The sequence below is a fragment of the Niveispirillum sp. FG156 genome (genome assembly GCF_057809555.1).
The window spans coordinates 15,632-32,474 of sequence record NZ_JBMDKE010000040.1; the positions used below are offsets into that span (position 1 = coordinate 15,632).

Here is a 16,843-nt window from a genome sequence, read left to right on the forward strand (position 1 = left end):
AGGACACAATGGGTTGTAGAAGGTATTATGACAACGCAGTCCTGCACCCACGCTCTTTTCTGCACCGCCGCCGTTTGTAACAGGCGGCCCCAAATTTGTTGCAGGTGGGAAACGGCGGAAGACAGGGACGGCACAGACGCTATGATGGGCACATCAGATCGCCGCCCTTCCGTGTTCTTGAGGTCCGCCCATGCCCGCCTACCAGCCCCTTTCCTCCCGCCCCCGCCTGAAGCCCGGTGTGCCACTGGGCGGCGTTGCCGCCATTGTGGTGCTGGCAGGTACGGTGGGCTGGGCGCTGGTGGCGGGTGATCCGGTGGCGGGATCGGGGGACAAGCTGGCCAAGCTGGGCCACAAGATCGAGATGTCGTTTGGCGATAACGGCATCCGCGTGAATGTGGATGACCGCATTGCCGAACGGGTACAGGACCGGGTGGCCGAACGGATGGCCGAAAAGGCCCGCCGGATGGAGATGGGCGACGGGCGGGCCGTCGATATGGGCGCCATCACCCGGTCGGTTTCCGAACAGATCGACGCCGCCGCCAAGGCCGCGACCGCCAAGGCCGACCGCAACAAGGGGCGCCGCGACGGGGATATCCGCTATCTGGACCGCACCACCGCCGATGACGGCACCAACCGCATCACGGCCATGGCCGAGGCGCCGTCCGGCGTGCGGCTGGCCGGCGTGATGGGATCGGTGCGGATCAAGGTGGTGGATGACGCCGCCGATGGCGTTCTGTTCACGCTGGAGAACAGCCGCAAGCGCTACAACCTGTCCATTGATGACGGGGTGCTGTGGATCACCGGGCCGGGACCGCAGAGCCAGCCCGACGTCACCCTGGAACTGTCGGTCCCGCGCGGCACGCCGCTGCTGGTCAATAATTTCACAGGTGACCTGACGGTGGACGGCGACCTTGGGGCCCCTGCCCGCCTGGAACTGGCCAATGGCGAGATGAAGCTGGGGGCGCTGGAGTCGGCACGGGTGCGTATCACGCAGTCAGGGACCGTATCGGTCGGCGATGTGAAGGGGCTGGTCGGTGTGCAACTGTCGGGCGACGGCGAAGTGCGCATGGGCAATGTCGGCACTGCCGCCCTGGAAGTGAACGGCAATGGCGCCGTGAAGCTGGGCACCATATCAGAGGGGCTGTCCGTATCCATGCCGGGCCCCGGCGACATCAAGGTAGGCATGCTGGCCGGCAGTCTGGGGGCCGCCATACCCGGCCCCGGCACCCTGACCATCGGCGGTGGACAGGTGGACAGCATGGCCATCGGCGTCACCGGTCCCGGCACCGTTGATTTCAACGGCAAGGCCAAGGACCCCCGCGTCCTGATGACCGGCCCCGGCCGCGTCAGCCTGGCCGGACATAGCGGCACGCCGAAAATTTATCATGTCGGCCCCGGCAAGGTGGAACTGTCGCGTTGAAGCTGTTTTCGGTAGACCGAAAGAACTGATGCTGCCCCGCTCCGTAGGTCGCGGGTGAGCGCCAAGCGAACCCCGACAAGCGACAGTGCCATTGAATGTCGGGGTTCGGCATGCGCCTCACCCACGACCTACGGCAACCGGCCTTCAACGGGGGCAGTTCATATAAGGCACGGTCACCCGCCGCAGGGTCAGGTTCAGGCGCCCGCCCTGTGGCAGTAGGCGGGACGACCCGACGCGCAGCCGGTCCACACCGTGGTAATAGAGGCGCGACGGGCCAGCGAAGATCATCACCGTTCCGCTTTCCACCGGAAATGACCGGGTCGGGTCGCTGCGCGCCGGGCCGCCCAGACGGAAAATCCCGGTATCGCCCAGGGAGATGTTCAGGATCGGGGCGTCCATCGCCTCCTCATCCTCGTCCCGGTGCAGCGACAGCTTCGCGCCTTCCCCCTGATAATAGTTGATCAGGCAGCATTCCGGGTCATGACCATAGAATGTCAGATCGCGCCACAGGGCCAGCAGCGCATCGGGGATGGCGGGCCAGGGCCGGCCCGTGACCGGATGGACAGGGGAATAGCGGTAGCTCTGCCGGTCCGCGATCCAGCCCTGGCTGCCGGCATTGGTCATGTCGATGGAGAAGGGCCGGCCCGTGCGCGGCATGACATAGCGGCTGAAGGGCGCCTGCTGCGCGATGGCATCGACCAGGGACAGGATGGACTTTTGCCCATCGCGATCCAAATATCCGGGCAGGATCCGGAAACCTTCCGCCATGGCCACCATGCCCGTTATCCCCCTGCCCTGCGTGTCGCGCGGGTCGCGCGGCCTCAAAAAAGCGTACGGACATGACAGTGTCACGCGCCAATCATAGACTCAGCGGCCCAACGCGCCTAGATTCCCCCTTATGAGAGACGAAACCTTCGATAGCGAGCATAGTGCAGACTGGAACCCCGTCGCCCTGCGCGGCGGTCTGGTCAGCTTGCGGGTTCCGTCAAGCTGGCAGCGGCTGTCGCGTGACGATGGCGGGCTGGCCTTTCAATCGCCAGGCCCCCACCCGGTCGATCTCCTGATCTCCATCGTCACCTACCGCAACCCCTATGGTGTGCGGGCGGAAGAGGCAATCCAGTATCTGGACCGGGAGAATGTGCTGCCGCGCGGCATCCTGCCCTCGATGGAGACGGGCGAGGGGCCTGACGATGCCGATGAACGGCATTGGATCGCCTATGCCGTGGCCCAGCCGCCCGACCGGCAGATTTTCGTCTGGAAGGTGGCGGATTTCCAGCCGCCCGACCATGTCCGCGTGGTCACCCTGCAATTGCTGGTGCCCGGCGACAGCGCCGCCGACCCCGAACTGTCCGACCTGATCGACCGGCTGGGGGAAGAGGCGGCGCGCATCAAGTTCCATCCCGGCCCCGTCCAGGGTCCGGTACAGCGCGTCACCATGCGCAATGTCTGGCATGGGGACAGTGTGCGCTTCCGCCTGCCCTGGGATTGGCAGACCCTGCTGGAGGGTGACCTGACCCTGTTCCACCGCGAGCTGGACGGGGCCGGCACCCTGCGCGTCGCCATGCATCAGTTCGACCATACGGGCGATGACGGGGAAATCCTGGCCCGCGCCGTCCTGCGCCAGACCGCCGAACAGTTCGCTGATGGTCCCGACGGGCGCGTGGGCGAAGGGTCGGTGGAATGGCTGCCCGACGGGGAGGTGATGGCAAGGTTCGTTACCGACGGGGAGGAGGATGGCGAGCAGCTGCGCTTCTTCCTGTGGATGCGCGGGGCCGCGCTGGAGGGCAAGACCACTGTCGCGCTGTTCAGCTTCGCCTTCCCGCAATCCTCCCGAGGGGGTGACCTGGAACGCACGACCCTGGCCATGCTGGAGCAGGAAATCCGCCGGGCCGTGGTCGGCATCACCGACAGCACGGAAATCCACGAGGAAGAAGACGAGTTGTCGGACGGGTTCAGCCTGGCCGATCTGCTGGATGATGACGACCTTCTCGACAGCCTCGATGATGACGACGACCTCGATATCGACGAGGATGACGAGGACGAGGATGGCGGGGACGAGGGCGGCCCCATCGGCCGGGCGTAGAAATTCAGCGCAGCTGTGATCTTCGTCATAGCCCCTTGTCAAACCGGGTGATCCTACCCCACATGTCGGCTGTCGTTTCCCCCAACCGACTGCACCGCCCCCGCAATGCCCGACAGCCTGTCCCGCCATAATGCCGTTCCGGACGAACCCTGCCGGATCATGAGCCGGCTGTGCGGTGCCGGCCTGCGCCCCACGCGGCAGCGGGTCGATCTGGCCAGCCTGCTGTTCCGGTGCGGCAACCGCCATGTCACCGCCGAACAGCTGCATGCCGAGGCGGTGGCGACGGGGGTGAAGGTGTCGCTGGCCACCGTCTACAACACCCTGAACCAGTTCCGCGATGCGGGCCTGCTGCGGGAGGTGGTGGTGGAAGCGGGCAGCACCTGGTTCGATACCAATATCGACGACCATCACCATTTCTTTCATGAGAATAGCCGCCGTTTGCAGGATATCTGCTGTACCAAGCTGGTGCTGCCCGACCTTCCCTGCCTGCCCGACGGCACACAGGTGGCGCGCGTGGACGTGATCATCCGCCTGCGCGACGCGGATTGAATTCACTGTCATTTTCAATCTTCTAGGCAGGTCATCGCGAATATTGCGACGCCGCCCGCGCGAACGTAGACTGCCCCTATCATCTCGAAGCCCAGCCGGCGCCCATGTGCCGGAGTGGCGGGGGGCTCCATGCGCAGAGTATTGATGGGCGGCCTGGCCCTTGTGGCCGGCGTCCAGCTTGCCGGAACGGCCATCGACATGCAGGCGGGCTGGCGGGCATACCGGCAGGCGGCTGACATCGCCAATATGAAACAGGTCAGCCGCGACCTGCTGGTGGCGGCCCGTGACCATGGCATCGAAGCCGGGATGATCAATCTGGTGCTGGAGGCAGCCCGGACACAGAACGCGCCCGAGGCAGCCCTGCGCCCGCAGATCGACCGCCACCGAAACGAAACCGACCGCGCCGCCCTGGCAGCCCTTGATCGGCTGGATCGGACGGGCACCGAAAGCTCGCTGTCGGAGGATGTGGGATCGTTGCGGGTGGCCCTGTCCCGGGTCCGGGAGTTGCGGGAGGGGATGGAGGCGCTGCTGACGCGCCTACAGGACGGTCGCTCACTGGAGGCGGCGGGGCCCAGTCCCACCGATAACACCCTGATGATCGCGGAATGGCGCGATGCCTCCCGATCCTATCTGACGGCGTTGCTGACCCTGCTGCGAGAGATCAACAAGCCCGCCCTGTCGCTGGGTGGGGAAGCGGCGGCGGCGGAAATGCTGACGCGGGAAACGATTCGCCTGCGATCCCAGCTCGGCAATGACATGGGGCAGATGTACCGCATCGCGGGTGGCAGCAACCCGCCCGACCTGCAGGCGGCCAGCATCTCCCTGGCGCAGGTGGAACAGGTCTGGCAGCTGGTACGGGATGTGGGTGACCCCGCCATGTTCCCAGAGGCGACGCAGGCAGCCCTGCGTCAGATGGAGGCGGCGTTCTTCCAGCGCTACCTGCCGCTGCGCGCAGCCATTCTGGACGCCGCCAGCCGGGGGGAGGCGCGGGGCCGCATGCCGGAACTGCTGCGCAACGGCACCAGCCTGCTGAACGCCGCCAGCGATCTGGTGGGTGCCGCCGTCGGCGTGGCCGCCATGGCGACGGAGCAGAACCGGCTTCTGGCCCGCCAGAAGCTGTGGGTGGACGCATTCGAGCTGCTGATTTCCATGGTGGCCCTGATCTTTGCCGCCTGGATGGTGCGCAACCGCGTGCTGCGGCCCATCCAGCAGATGACGGAGGCCATGCGCGCCCTGGCCGGCGGCGACCATGCCGTGGCCTTGCCGGAGATCAAGGGTGTCGGCGTAGAGGTCGGGGCCATGATGGCCGCCGTTCGCGTCTTCAAGGAAAATGCCCGGCAGCTGCGCAAGGAAAACCGGGAGCGGGGGCGCATGGAACGGCTGCTCACCGTCGAACGTTCCATCCTGGAAATGGCCGCCGCCGGTGCGCCGCTGGCAGATGTGCTGGACGCGCTGTGCCGGGGGATCGAGGAACAGCTGGACGGTGCGCGCTGCACCATCCTGCTGCTGCGTGAGGATGGGGTGCATATCACGGTCGCCGCCGCGCCCAGCTTTCCCGCGCGCATGCGGGAGGTCTATGAAGGGGTTGCCATCGGGCCGGAGGTGGGGTCCTGCGGGTCGGCGCTGTATCGCCGGGCACCGGTCATCGTCACCGATGTCGCCCATGATCCGCGCTGGCACCTGTACAAGGATGTGGTCCTGGCGGAGGGGCTGCAATCCTGCTGGTCACTGCCCATCCTGTCGGGCGATGGCGAGCCGCTGGGCGCCTTCGCCATCTATGGCGAGGCCGTGCGCGAGCCCCATGACTGGGAGATGGAGCGGGCGCGGCGCGCGGTGCAGCTGGCGGCATTGGCCATCACCAGCCGGCGGGCCGCCGAACAGCTGGAGCATGCCAAGGCGCAGGCCGAACTGGGCAGCCGTACCAAGTCCGAATTCCTGGCCAATATGAGCCATGAGCTGCGCACCCCGCTCAACGCCATTATCGGCTTTGCCGAGGTGCTGGAAAGCGAGATGAAGACCAATGACAAGAACGGCCAGAATGCCAGTTCCGTCGCCTATGCCGGCGATATCATCGCGTCGGGCCGCCACCTGCTGAACCTGATCAACGACATCCTGGACGTGTCCAAGATGGAGGCGGGCCGGGTGGAACTGCGGGAACGGATCTGCGGCATGGAGGAACTGGTGCGCGGGTGCGAGCGCATCGTGCGGGCCCGCGCCATGGAACGCCGCCTGAACCTGGTGGTGGAGGTGGCGGACGGCATGCCGCCCATCCTGGTCGATGATGTGAAGTTCAAGCAGATCATCCTGAACCTGATGTCGAACGCCGTGAAATTCACCTCCCCCGGCGGCACCGTAAAACTGACAGCCAGCGTCGATCCCTCGCGCGGGGTGGCCGTGGCGGTCAGCGATACCGGTATCGGCATCAGGCCAGAGGACCTGTCCAAGGTCTTTGTGCCCTTCCATCAGGTCGATAATGTCTATGCCCGTTCCAACCCCGGCACGGGCCTGGGCCTGACCCTGTCCAAGGGTCTGGCCGAACTGCATGGTGGGCGGCTATCCATCGAAAGCGTGTTCGGGGAGGGGACGGTGGTCACCCTGACCCTGCCGCCGTCGCGTATCGTCTGGACCGAAAGTGCCGGCCTGCCCTTCCCCCTGCCGATGCGGTGAAGGGCGATGGGCTGCCGACAATCCATGCTTAAGGCCGGGTCCATACTGACCGATGGCGTACCACCCCGTGCCGCTTGACGCGCTGGTCCGCTTTGACCCTACTGACGGCACGCGCGCTTTATCCGACAGGAGAACACAGGATGATCGATCATCACCGCGCCCTGATCTTTGCCATGGTGCTGGCCTCGGCATCGGATGGCGACATGACCGACGCGGAACTGCATGCCATGGGCGAGAATATCCGCTTCCTGCCAGTCTTTGCCGATTTCGACCCGCACAAGCTGCCGCAGGTGGCACAGGAATGCACCGACATCCTGGGCGATCCGGACGGGCTGGACGCGGCCATCGCCATGATCAAGCGGTCGCTGCCCAAATCGCTGCGGGAAACCGCCTATATGCTGGCCTGTGAGATCGTGGCCGCCGACCGTACCGCCAGCCAGGAGGAATTGCGCCTGCTGGAAATGCTGCGCCACGGGCTGGATGTGGACCGGCTGACCGCTGCCGCCCTGGAACGCGGGGCCCGCGCCCGCTACACGGTCGCCTAAGACTATGGACGCAAAGAGCCTGCGCCCCCCTGCCATCGCGGGCTGGTGCCTGTATGACTGGGCCATGTCGGCCTTCAACACCGTCGTCGGCACCTTCGTCTTTTCGGTCTATTTCACCAAGGGCGTGGCCGCGAACCCCGATGAGGGTTCGGCCGACTGGGCCTTCATGCTGGGCCTGTCCGGGCTGGTCATCGCCCTGCTCTCCCCCGTTCTGGGGGCTATTGCCGACCGGGGCGGGCGGATCAAGCCCTGGTTGGCCGTCTGTACCGCCATCGCCGTGGTAGGATCGGCCCTGCTCTGGCTGATCCGGCCCGATCCTTCCTATGCGCTGCCGGCCCTGCTGCTCGTGGGCATTGCCAGCACGGCCTTTGAGCTATCGAACGTCTTCTACAACGCCCTGCTGCCCGTCATCACGCCGCGCAGCCATCTGGGCCGCGTGTCGGGCTGGGGCTGGGGTGTGGGCTATCTGGGCGGGCTGGTCTGTCTGGTACTGTGCCTGGTCCTGCTGCTGCAAGCCGACCCGCCTTTGTTCGGCCTGATCAGCAAGGAAGGGGCAGAACCGGTGCGCGCCACCTCCGTCCTGGTGGCCATCTGGTACGGGTTGTTCGCCCTGCCTTTGTTCCTGCTGGTGCCTGACCGGGTGCCGGACGCCGGCATGACGGCGCTGCGGGCGGTCCGTGAAGGCTGGGCCAGCCTGCTGACCACCATCCGCGCCATGCCGCGCCATGCCAATACGCTGCGTTTTCTGATCGCCAGCGCCCTGTGGCGTGACGGGATCAATACCATCACGGCCTTTGGCGGCATCTATGCCGGTATCGTCTTCGGCATGGTGGAGGCGCAGCTGATCCTGTTCGCTATCGCCCTGAACGTGGCCGCCGGCCTGGGCGCCATCGGTTTCGCCTGGGCCGATGACCGGATCGGGGCCAAGCCGACCCTGATCATCAGCCTGATCGGCCTGATCATCACCGGCACCTCCATGGTGCTGATCGGTACAGGTGCCTGGGCCTGGGCGCCGCCCTTGTCCCTGCCGCTGGATTTCACCCCGGATCAGCAATGGCTGCTGCTGCTGGGCATGGGGCTGGGATTGTTCTTCGGCCCGGCGCAGGCCGCCGCCCGCTCCATGATGGCCCGCATCTCCCCGCCGGGGCTGGAAACGGAATTTTTCGGCATCTATGCCCTGACGGGACGTGCCGTGGGCGTGCTGGGTCCGCTGGCCTATGGACTGGCCGTCACGACCATGGGCACGCAGCGCGCGGGCATGGCGACGGTGATCGTCCTGTTCCTGCTGGGTCTGGGCCTGCTGCTGACGGTGAAGGAGCGGCGATAAACCCGTCGCCTGCCACAAATCCTACTTCACCACATAGGGCTTGCCGGCGATGTCATACATCACGGCACCCTGCGGCACGGAATTCAGGTTCACGCTGCGCCGTCCACCCAGGCCCGGATCGCCATTGTAATGCCAGAGATCCTCGCTGTTCACATAGTAAACGGCGCTGGTGCGGAAGGTGTAATAGCCTTCGCGCGCCACCGACACGGTCAGGATCATTTCGGTATCGGTTTCCATGGGCTTGGATTTCAGCGCCTCCAGCCCCACGGCGGCGACACCCGCAGAGATGCCCCAGGGGAATTTGGCCAGATCGCCGCCCGTCAGGTGCGACGCCAGCCCCACGCCCGCCGCCAGCAGGGTCAGGGGACCGGGGAATGGATCGGCGGCCATGCGCGGGCCGCTGCTTTTCACGGTCAGCACATCGATCCCCACCGCGACCACATCGGGCCGGGCATCGACAGAGACCAGATGCCCCTGCTGGACCAGCCGGGTCGTCACCGCCGACAGGAAGGCATCGGCAAATAAGGTGTCATCGCGGCGCATCATATAGACCTGCACCGGCACCTTCCTGCCCATCTGAAATTCCAGATGGGCTGAAATTGCCGAGGCCACATCATCTGCCACCACCTGCCACTGCCCCGCCGATTGCAGCACGGGCTGCGGCTTCATGGGGATGGAAACCGCCATGGGCCGCGCGGAGCACCCTGCCAAACCCAGGCAAAGCGCCATGGCCATCACGGAAGCAAGGCTTTTGGCGGCAAGGCGGCGGCGGGGGCTGGCGGTGCGGTTCATGATGGTTCATCCGGCTGAAGCGGTGGCTTTGCCGAATAGAGAAGCAACCACCGTGCCAGGGGTTAAAGCTCCCGTGCCCGCGTGGCGCCCAGCACGCCCCAGAAGGCACCGTCCCGCCCGGCCACCGGCAAGGCCAGCGCCTCCACATCATGCAGGGCACCATTGGACATCACCGATTGATCGGCTGTGAAACGGTGGGGCTGCTGTGCCGCCATCACACTGGTCAAGACGCGCAGGATGCGGCCAAACACCGGCTGACGCGTATACTCGTTGATATGACGGCCTGTCGGGTCAATGCCGTAATTGGCAACGGTCTGCCGACCGAAACCACGACCGATAAAGTCCGACGGGCCGCCACCCGGCACCCGTTCCAGCCACCAAAGATGATCGGCAGCAACGGCCTGTGCTGACGGCAGCAGATCATCAATGCAGGGCAGGTTCTGACCCGGCAGTGTCGCCGCCAGCCAGGCATCAAACAGCAGGCGCAGGCAGGGGTGGCGCATCGCCGCGCGGTCCGCCACCGGTTCCAGGATGAAAGCATCACTCATTCGGCCACCGATTTCCCGACCGCGGCCCCAGCGCCCGAAATGAAATTGGTGCGCGCCCCCCAGTTTGCCAAGTCGGCAAGTGGTCTAGGCGTGAAGTCTTGTATTATATGCTCCTCAGGCGCCGGCACCGCATCCGCGGCTTGGCTTCACGCGGCACGTGCCGCGCGGCGGCGGTCGCCGCCGGACCAACGGTCAAAGATTCTGACCGTTGGATCAGCCCGGCATAACCGTCATTTCGGCGGTGCCGTCACCCTTGGGCCGCGCGGCATCCAGGGGCTGGCCCTGCACGCGAAAGCACAGGGTCTCCGCGATATTGGTGGCATGGTCGCCGATCCGTTCCAGGTTCTTGGCCGCGAACAGCAGATGGGTGCAGGCCGTGATGCGCGCCGGGCTTTCCATCATGTAGGTCAGCAGTTCGCGGAACAGCGACGTATAGGCGCGGTCCACCTCTTCATCCCGCCGGCGCACGGCCAGCGCGGTTTCGGCATCATCCTCGTCATAGGCCTTCATGACCGTGGCCAGCATGTCGGCCACGGCGCGACCGATGGGCAGCATGGAGCGGGCCAGCGACACTTCCGGCTGGGCTTGCAGCACGAAGGAGCGCTTGGCGACATTGGCCGCGAAATCGCCGATTCGCTCCAGATTATTGGCGACCCGCAGGGCGCCGATGACATCGCGCAGGTCATTGGCCTTGGGATGACGCAGGGCCAGCAGACGGACGGTCTGCGCCTCCACCTTGCGCTCCAGCTCGTCCAGCTCGGCGTCCTTGGCCATGACCTGGCTGGCCAGATCGGTATCGCGGTCGGTCATGGCCGCCACGGCATCCGTGATCTGCCGCTCCGCCAGCACACCCATCTGCCGCACCAGATTGTGCAGGATGTCGAGCTGTTCGTCGAAGGCGGACACGATGTGCCGGGTGGGGATGATGCTGGTTTTTCCGTCCACGGAACTGGCTCCGGCAATGGCGATTGCATGAATTGTCAAGAAACCATCTAACACAAATGGCCGCTCCTGTGGCACGGTCAAGAAAAGTTCATCTTTCGCTCAATGGTCACCGCCCATCATGACACCCCATGAACTGCTCGCCGTTGTCGATAAGCATGAACGCTGGCTGAAGCGGCTGACAGGTGGCGCCCGCGCCATGCTGGCCCTGGCCGACCTGCAGGGGCACAATTTCTCCGGTGCCAATTTGCAGAATTCCAAGCTGTCGGGCGCCAACCTGTCGGATTGCGACTTCACGGCGGCTAACCTGACGGCAGCCGACCTGTTCGCCGCGCGCCTGACGCGGGCCATCCTGGTGAACACCAATCTGACCAATGCCGACATGCGCGGTGCCCATCTGCGCGGCGCGCGCTTGAAATGCGCCATCCTGCGCGGGGCCGACCTGCGCGGCGGGGCGCTGCTGGACCGGCGCGCACCGGGCAGCGTGAAGATGGAACCGTCGGACCTGCGCGGTGCCGACATGGATGACGCTACGCTGTCCAACGCCAATCTGGCCGGGGCCGACCTGTCGGAATGTTCGCTGGTCGGGGCCGATTGTTCGGGCGCGCAGATGGCCGGCTGCAACATGGCGCGGTCGGTGATGAAAAGTGCAAACTTCGCCGGCTGCGACATGCGCGGCGTCAACCTGAACAGCGCCAATCTGATGGGCGCCAAGCTGCGTGACGTCAACCTGTCGGGCGCCGTCCTGTCGGGGGCCAATCTGCGCAATGCCGATTTGCAGGGGGCGAACCTGGAAGGTGTCGACCTGTCCAATGTCGACATGCTGGGCGCCAATTTCAGCCGGTCTGCCGAAACCTTCTCCGGCACCATCCAGCGCATCCTGACCCAGCATCAGGCCTGGATCACCAGCAATGGCGACAAGGGGGAACGCGCCGACCTGGAAGGCCAGGACCTGTCACATATCGACCTGAATGGCGCTAATCTCGGCGGGGCCAACCTGAAGGGCGTCAATTTCTCAGGCGCCAAGCTGCGCGACTGTCTGTTCGTGATGGCCGATCTGGCGGGGGCGGCGCTGAATTTCGCCGACCTGACGGGGGCGACGCTGGACGGCGCCAATCTGCGCGGCGGCAACCTTTCGGGCGCCAAGCTGGACAATGCAAAGATCGGGTCGGTGGAAATCAAGGGGCCGAACGGTCGTGGCACGGGCCGCAAATGGCCTGCCAACCTGTCCAACACCATCATTGTTCAGGCCAGCCTGACCCGCGCGTCCATGCGCGGGGTCAACCTGTCGGGTTCCGACCTGCGCGGCTCGGACCTGTCGGGGGCCAACCTGCTGGAAGCCAATATCCGGGGCGCCAATCTGGCCGACACCATCACCACGGGGACCACCATGCCGGCCCCCGATGATGATGACGATGATTTCAGCTGAGGCGTGTTTCCGGTCAACGGAATCACGCTCTAGATCGGTTTTACATTGACTGGAATCGCGTTTTCTTCGTCATCCCGGCGAAAGCCGGGACCCAGCGTGAGGCGCGGTTAGCGCCGATATGACTCATGTCGGGGCGGACGCCGCTCTACGCTGGGTTCCCGCTTTCGCGGGAATGACACTGGGGGCGCTTCAACCTAAATCTGACACACTCTCAATCAGTCAGGCCCAGCGCAGACCGGCGGCGGCCCAGGTCGGGCGATGGGGGCTGGCCTCGATCAGCTTTGACAGCATGTCCGGGCCGGGCAGCGTGCCCAGCGGTGCGCCCAGTTCCTCGCGATGGATACCGCCCGTGATGAACAGGCTGTCGATGCCGGCGGCATTGGCGCCCGCCACATCGGTGCGCAGACTGTCGCCCACGGCCAGGATGCGGCCCGGCGCGATGCCGCCCAGCAGGTCGAAGCAGCGGCGATAGACGGGGGCATGCGGCTTGCCGTGATAACGGACATCGCCGCCGATTTCCGCATAATGACGGGCCAACTCGCCGGCGCAGATCACCAGTTCCTGATCGATCACCACGACCAGATCGGGATTGGCGCACAGCATGGGCAGCCCCCGGTCCAGACAGCGGCGCAGGATCGGATCGTAATCGGCCAGCGTCTCCTCATAAGCGTCGATGCCGGTATTGATGACGAAATCCGCCTGTTCGGGGCTGTCGACACGTACACGGTCCGTCAGGCTGTCATAGACGTCATTGTCGCGCGGCGGGCCGATATGGAACAGCTTCGGCCCCAGGGCGGCATGCCAATCGTCACTGCGGTCGCGCAACGCCTCGAAACTGGCCTCACCGGACGTGTAGAGCGCGTCATAGAGGTCGGGCGTCACCCCCATGGCCGTCAGCTTGGCCTCTGCGGCGGCAATGCGGCGGGGGGCATTGGACAGAAGGCAGACGCGCTTGCCCAGCCGTTTCAAGGTGGACAGACACTCCACGACACCCGGATAGGGCCGCACCCCGTCATGCACCACGCCCCACAGGTCCAGGATGAAACCGTCATAACGGTCGGCGACGGCCTCCAGGCCATTGATCATCGGGATGGACATGGGACCTTGCCTTGCCGTGTCGATAGTTGCGGTGGGCAAGGTGGCGGCGGCGTGGCGCCAGGGCAAGGCTGGGCCGGGCATGGCAGCCGTGCCCAAGAGGGGGAAAAGCCGGGCTCGCAACCAGGATCAGGGGGCGCGGCGGGCCGCCAGACGCCAGTGCTTGGCCTGAGAATAGTTGCGGGCCAGGAACTGGTACGTCTTCTTCAGCACAGCCTCGAATGCCTGACTTTTCTCCGTGGTGGTGCCTTCCCAATCCTCCAGCACCTCATCCCAGGGCAGCAGCGTCTGGTGCAGGTCGTCGCGCATTTCGCGGATATAGGTGATGTTCTTGTCGAACTTGGCCAGCATCGACAGGATTTCGCCGGTCTGTGCGTCGACCTGCGCGAATCGCGCCTCCAGATCGGTGATCGGCGGCAGCGACAGGGTCTGCATCCGCACGATCTCTTCCTTCAGATTGCGCTCGTTCTTATAGATGCGGTGCGCATCCTCCAGCCCGACACGAACCTTGCCCAGCTTGGCTGCCCGCTCCCGCAGCGCCTCGATATAGGACAGTTCCTTGGCCAGGGCGTCGATACGGTTCTCCACCTGCTCCTCGGCATTGCCGGTCAGCGAGAGCTTGTTGGCGATCATCTTGAACGCCTCGCGCACACGGGCCTTGGTGTTGGGGTCCTCCACCACCTGTTCCAGCTGTTCAGGGCTGGACACCACCGTCTCGCCGCCGGTCAGCCAGGTGACCATCTGCACCGTCAGGCGGCCCTTGGCGATCAGGAAATGACGGTCATCGACGCGCCAGGATGCGGAACCGTCGATCAGTTCGTTGGGGATCGTGTCGCCCGGACGGATTTCACGGACATATTTCAGCCCCTTGGCGACCATGTCGATCAGCTGCCCGTCGAAGCTTTTCGGGTCGATCTTGAATTCATTGCAGATCTTGTCCAGCGCTACCTCGGCCTGGACCTTGCCCAGCATAAAGCGCATCACCGGCTCTTCGGCGGATTTGGACCAGACGAAGCGGCAGCCATCGACCGTGAACACCTTGTGCTCGAACAGGAAATGCGTACTGCGATTCGGGCTGGGCTGGATGCCTTGGCTCATGAGAGGGTCGTTTCCGGTCAGACTGCGTACTTGCTGTGCAAGAGATAGCATGGTCGCGATCATGCAGCCGCGCCCAAATCCAAGCCTGTGCCGAAACCCAGGATTTCCCCTTTCACGGCCATGCCTTGGCGGGGTAGCTTGGCACGAATTCCTTGAATTGCCCTTAATGGATGCCGATGTCGTCTGCCCCCATCGTTTCCGGTCCGGTCCCCGCCGTCGAGGTGGAGGCGCTGCACAAGCGCTTCGGCGACAATGAGGTGCTGAAGGGCGTGTCGCTGAACGCCGCCGAGGGCGAGGTGGTGGCCCTGATCGGGTCGTCCGGGTCAGGCAAAAGCACGCTGCTGCGCTGCATCAACCTGCTGGAAATCCCCGATGAGGGGGTGGTGCGTATCGGCGGCGAACAGATCGCCATGAAGCAGGGCCGCCACGGCAACCAACCCGCCGATGCACGGCAGGTGGAACGCATCCGGCAGCGCTGCGGCATGGTGTTCCAGAGTTTCAATCTCTGGACCCATATGACCGTGCTGGAAAACATCATCGAGGCGCCGGTCCATGTCCTGAAACAGCCCAAGGATCAGGCCATCGCCAAGGCAGAAGCGCTGCTGGCCAAGGTCGGTCTGTCGGCCAAGCGCGATGCCTATCCGTCGCAGATGTCGGGCGGGCAGCAGCAACGCGCAGCCATCGCCCGTATGCTGGCCATGGAACCCAAGGTGATGCTGTTCGATGAACCGACCAGCGCCCTTGACCCCGAACTGGTGGGCGAAGTGTTGAAGGTCATCCGCGATCTGGCCACGGAGGGTGCGACGATGCTGATCGTCACCCACGAAATGGCCTTTGCGCGCGAGGTATCGCACAAGGTCGTCTTCCTGCATCAAGGCCGGATCGAAGAACAGGGGACACCGGCGGAAGTGTTCGGCAACCCGTCGTCGGAACGGTGCCGCCAGTTCCTGTCCCGTGAGGGACAGCGGTAAGTAACAGGCAATCCATTGACCGTATCGAGCCGGGACACCCGGCCATGGTCCGCGTATCTGGGGGAGTTGAAGGTATGAAGAAGCTGATGGCGGCACTGGCACTGGCCAGCGTGATGGCGCTCTCCGGCTGTGGCAAGGAAGACGCCAAGCAGGCGGCCCCGGCCCCTGGCGGCATCCCAAACCCGTTACGGGTCGCCACGGAAGGCGCCTATCCCCCCTACAACATGGTCGATGCGTCCGGCAATCTGGTCGGGTTTGAGATCGACATGATGAAGGATGTCTGCAAGCGCATGGGGACCGAGTGCAAGTTCCAGGCGCAGGCCTGGGACGGCATGATCCCCGCCCTGCAGGCCGGTCATTTCGACGCCATCGTCGCCGGCATGTCGATCACGGATGAACGGATGGCCGCCGTCGATTTTTCCAGCGGCTATACGACCACGCCCGCCTATCTGGTCTCTGCCAACGCGAACCCGTTGCAGGATGTCGATTACGGGATCGAGCGTATCGACCTGACCGAGATCACCCCGGACGAGCAGGCGGCCATCGACAAGATCAAGGGGCTGTTGAAGGGCAAGGTGCTGGGCGTGCAGACCAGCACCATCCACGCCAATTTCGTCGATAAATATCTGGCCGATGTGGTGGATATCCGTCGTTACGACACCCAGGAGAACTTGGCGCTGGACCTGCAAACGGGCCGGGTCGAGGTGGGTCTGGCCGATGCCATCACCTGGAACGCCTTCCTGCAGCGCCCCGAGGGCAAGGATTTCAGCTATTTCGGTCCCGGTTTCGACGGCGGCCTGTTCGGGCGTGGCCAGGGCGTCGCCATCGCCAAGAACCGCGCGGAACTGCTGGCCGCCCTGAACAAGGCCATTGCCGAGATGAAGGCCGACGGCACCATGAAGAACCTGTCGGTGCAATGGTTCGGCTTTGACAGTTCCATGCCGTAATTCCAAGGACGGGCGCAGATAAAATGACGATCAAGGTTGAAGTCGGCGAAGGCGAACTGATCGACAAGATCACGATCCTGGAGGTCAAGCTGGCCCGGATCAGCGATCCCGCCAAGCTGAAGAATGTCCGGCACGAATATGAGGTGCTGGAGGCCACGGCCAAGGCGGAAATCCCGCCTTCGGCCGAACTGGACACGCTGCGGGCCGAATTGAAGGCCATCAACGAGGACCTGTGGGTCATCGAGGATGATATCCGTATCTGTGAGAAGCGGAGCGATTTCGGCGCGGAATTCATCCGTCTGGCCCGCGCCGTCTATTTTACCAATGACCGCCGCGCCGCGGTGAAGCGGAAAATCAACGATCTGCTGGGCGCCAGCATCGTTGAGGAAAAATCCTATTGCTGAGCCGTGACTGCGCCATGCCGAAAGGA

Annotated in this window: 16 protein-coding genes; 10 read left to right on the top strand and 6 right to left on the bottom strand. The window is 64.6% G+C overall.

The window, feature by feature from the left end; all coding sequences use genetic code 11:
• The first annotated feature begins 190 nt into the window (after positions 1 to 190).
• A complete protein-coding gene (locus tag ACODSP_RS22200; RefSeq protein WP_488967723.1) occupies positions 191 to 1,420 on the top strand; it encodes a head GIN domain-containing protein in 1,230 nt (409 codons plus the stop codon).
• Between the two features lie 144 nt (positions 1,421 to 1,564).
• Here ACODSP_RS22200 and ACODSP_RS22205 read toward each other — a convergent pair whose 3' ends face one another.
• Positions 1,565 to 2,197 (bottom strand): alpha-ketoglutarate-dependent dioxygenase AlkB family protein, encoded by a 633-nt coding sequence (locus ACODSP_RS22205; RefSeq protein ID WP_488967724.1) that lies wholly within the window; start codon positions 2,195 to 2,197, stop codon positions 1,565 to 1,567.
• Positions 2,198 to 2,318: 121 nt separating this feature from the next.
• On the opposite strand from ACODSP_RS22205, the gene ACODSP_RS22210 reads away from it, so the two are divergent.
• The 5 genes from ACODSP_RS22210 (at position 2,319) to ACODSP_RS22230 (ending at position 8,591) form a co-directional block, all read left to right on the top strand.
• Entirely contained in the window at positions 2,319 to 3,503 is a 1,185-nt protein-coding gene (locus ACODSP_RS22210) for a hypothetical protein (RefSeq protein ID WP_488967725.1), read from the top strand.
• A 105-nt stretch (positions 3,504 to 3,608) separates the two neighbouring features.
• Complete coding sequence (gene irrA / locus ACODSP_RS22215; RefSeq protein ID WP_488967726.1) at positions 3,609 to 4,052, top strand: iron response transcriptional regulator IrrA; 444 nt, start codon at positions 3,609 to 3,611, stop codon at positions 4,050 to 4,052.
• Positions 4,053 to 4,181: 129 nt separating this feature from the next.
• Positions 4,182 to 6,719 (top strand): ATP-binding protein, encoded by a 2,538-nt coding sequence (locus tag ACODSP_RS22220; RefSeq protein ID WP_488967727.1) that lies wholly within the window; start codon positions 4,182 to 4,184, stop codon positions 6,717 to 6,719.
• Between the two features lie 140 nt (positions 6,720 to 6,859).
• Complete coding sequence (locus ACODSP_RS22225; RefSeq protein ID WP_488967728.1) at positions 6,860 to 7,264, top strand: tellurite resistance TerB family protein; 405 nt, start codon at positions 6,860 to 6,862, stop codon at positions 7,262 to 7,264.
• Between the two features lie 4 nt (positions 7,265 to 7,268).
• Positions 7,269 to 8,591: an MFS transporter gene (locus tag ACODSP_RS22230; RefSeq protein WP_488967729.1), complete on the top strand. Its 1,323-nt coding sequence runs from the start codon at positions 7,269 to 7,271 to the stop codon at positions 8,589 to 8,591.
• A 21-nt stretch (positions 8,592 to 8,612) separates the two neighbouring features.
• Here ACODSP_RS22230 and ACODSP_RS22235 read toward each other — a convergent pair whose 3' ends face one another.
• The 3 genes from ACODSP_RS22235 to phoU form a co-directional block, all read right to left on the bottom strand.
• Entirely contained in the window at positions 8,613 to 9,383 is a 771-nt protein-coding gene (locus tag ACODSP_RS22235; protein ID WP_488967730.1) for a hypothetical protein, read from the bottom strand.
• A 62-nt stretch (positions 9,384 to 9,445) separates the two neighbouring features.
• Complete coding sequence (locus tag ACODSP_RS22240) at positions 9,446 to 9,931, bottom strand: PAS domain-containing protein (protein WP_488967731.1); 486 nt, start codon at positions 9,929 to 9,931, stop codon at positions 9,446 to 9,448.
• A 213-nt stretch (positions 9,932 to 10,144) separates the two neighbouring features.
• Entirely contained in the window at positions 10,145 to 10,876 is a 732-nt protein-coding gene (gene phoU, locus ACODSP_RS22245; protein ID WP_488967732.1) for a phosphate signaling complex protein PhoU, read from the bottom strand.
• A 118-nt stretch (positions 10,877 to 10,994) separates the two neighbouring features.
• Here phoU and ACODSP_RS22250 point away from each other — a divergent pair, with 118 nt between their 5' ends.
• Positions 10,995 to 12,302 carry a pentapeptide repeat-containing protein gene (locus tag ACODSP_RS22250; RefSeq protein ID WP_488967733.1) on the top strand — a complete coding sequence of 436 codons (1,308 nt, stop codon included), beginning with the start codon at positions 10,995 to 10,997 and terminating at the stop codon, positions 12,300 to 12,302.
• A 219-nt stretch (positions 12,303 to 12,521) separates the two neighbouring features.
• Here ACODSP_RS22250 and ACODSP_RS22255 read toward each other — a convergent pair whose 3' ends face one another.
• Both ACODSP_RS22255 and ACODSP_RS22260 read right to left on the bottom strand, forming a co-directional pair.
• Positions 12,522 to 13,481, bottom strand: coding sequence for a TIGR01459 family HAD-type hydrolase (locus tag ACODSP_RS22255; RefSeq protein ID WP_488967734.1), 960 nt, complete (start codon positions 13,479 to 13,481; stop codon positions 12,522 to 12,524).
• 45 nt (positions 13,482 to 13,526) lie between these two features.
• Positions 13,527 to 14,495 (bottom strand): hypothetical protein, encoded by a 969-nt coding sequence (locus tag ACODSP_RS22260; protein WP_488967735.1) that lies wholly within the window; start codon positions 14,493 to 14,495, stop codon positions 13,527 to 13,529.
• Positions 14,496 to 14,671: 176 nt separating this feature from the next.
• Between ACODSP_RS22260 and ACODSP_RS22265 the strand changes: the two genes are divergently transcribed.
• From ACODSP_RS22265 to ACODSP_RS22275, 3 genes are all read left to right on the top strand, one after another.
• Positions 14,672 to 15,466 carry an ABC transporter ATP-binding protein gene (locus ACODSP_RS22265; protein WP_488967736.1) on the top strand — a complete coding sequence of 265 codons (795 nt, stop codon included), beginning with the start codon at positions 14,672 to 14,674 and terminating at the stop codon, positions 15,464 to 15,466.
• Between the two features lie 74 nt (positions 15,467 to 15,540).
• Positions 15,541 to 16,413 carry a transporter substrate-binding domain-containing protein gene (locus tag ACODSP_RS22270; protein WP_488967737.1) on the top strand — a complete coding sequence of 291 codons (873 nt, stop codon included), beginning with the start codon at positions 15,541 to 15,543 and terminating at the stop codon, positions 16,411 to 16,413.
• A 23-nt stretch (positions 16,414 to 16,436) separates the two neighbouring features.
• Positions 16,437 to 16,817 (top strand): DUF6165 family protein, encoded by a 381-nt coding sequence (locus ACODSP_RS22275; protein ID WP_488967738.1) that lies wholly within the window; start codon positions 16,437 to 16,439, stop codon positions 16,815 to 16,817.
• Positions 16,818 to 16,843: the final 26 nt, after the last annotated feature.

What these genes read in the sequence shown, in the direction of transcription:
- ACODSP_RS22200 (WP_488967723.1), top strand. Translation starts at nt 191, where the DNA reads ATGCCCGCCTACCAGCCCCTTTCCTCCCGCCCCCGCCTGAAGCCCGGT.
- ACODSP_RS22205 (WP_488967724.1), bottom strand. Translation starts at nt 2,197, where the DNA reads ATGGTGGCCATGGCGGAAGGTTTCCGGATCCTGCCCGGATATTTGGAT.
- ACODSP_RS22210 (WP_488967725.1), top strand. Translation starts at nt 2,319, where the DNA reads ATGAGAGACGAAACCTTCGATAGCGAGCATAGTGCAGACTGGAACCCC.
- irrA (WP_488967726.1), top strand. Translation starts at nt 3,609, where the DNA reads ATGCCCGACAGCCTGTCCCGCCATAATGCCGTTCCGGACGAACCCTGC.
- ACODSP_RS22220 (WP_488967727.1), top strand. Translation starts at nt 4,182, where the DNA reads ATGCGCAGAGTATTGATGGGCGGCCTGGCCCTTGTGGCCGGCGTCCAG.
- ACODSP_RS22225 (WP_488967728.1), top strand. Translation starts at nt 6,860, where the DNA reads ATGATCGATCATCACCGCGCCCTGATCTTTGCCATGGTGCTGGCCTCG.
- ACODSP_RS22230 (WP_488967729.1), top strand. Translation starts at nt 7,269, where the DNA reads ATGGACGCAAAGAGCCTGCGCCCCCCTGCCATCGCGGGCTGGTGCCTG.
- ACODSP_RS22235 (WP_488967730.1), bottom strand. Translation starts at nt 9,383, where the DNA reads ATGAACCGCACCGCCAGCCCCCGCCGCCGCCTTGCCGCCAAAAGCCTT.
- ACODSP_RS22240 (WP_488967731.1), bottom strand. Translation starts at nt 9,931, where the DNA reads ATGAGTGATGCTTTCATCCTGGAACCGGTGGCGGACCGCGCGGCGATG.
- ACODSP_RS22250 (WP_488967733.1), top strand. Translation starts at nt 10,995, where the DNA reads ATGACACCCCATGAACTGCTCGCCGTTGTCGATAAGCATGAACGCTGG.
- ACODSP_RS22255 (WP_488967734.1), bottom strand. Translation starts at nt 13,481, where the DNA reads ATGCCCGGCCCAGCCTTGCCCTGGCGCCACGCCGCCGCCACCTTGCCC.
- ACODSP_RS22260 (WP_488967735.1), bottom strand. Translation starts at nt 14,495, where the DNA reads ATGAGCCAAGGCATCCAGCCCAGCCCGAATCGCAGTACGCATTTCCTG.
- ACODSP_RS22265 (WP_488967736.1), top strand. Translation starts at nt 14,672, where the DNA reads ATGTCGTCTGCCCCCATCGTTTCCGGTCCGGTCCCCGCCGTCGAGGTG.
- ACODSP_RS22270 (WP_488967737.1), top strand. Translation starts at nt 15,541, where the DNA reads ATGAAGAAGCTGATGGCGGCACTGGCACTGGCCAGCGTGATGGCGCTC.
- ACODSP_RS22275 (WP_488967738.1), top strand. Translation starts at nt 16,437, where the DNA reads ATGACGATCAAGGTTGAAGTCGGCGAAGGCGAACTGATCGACAAGATC.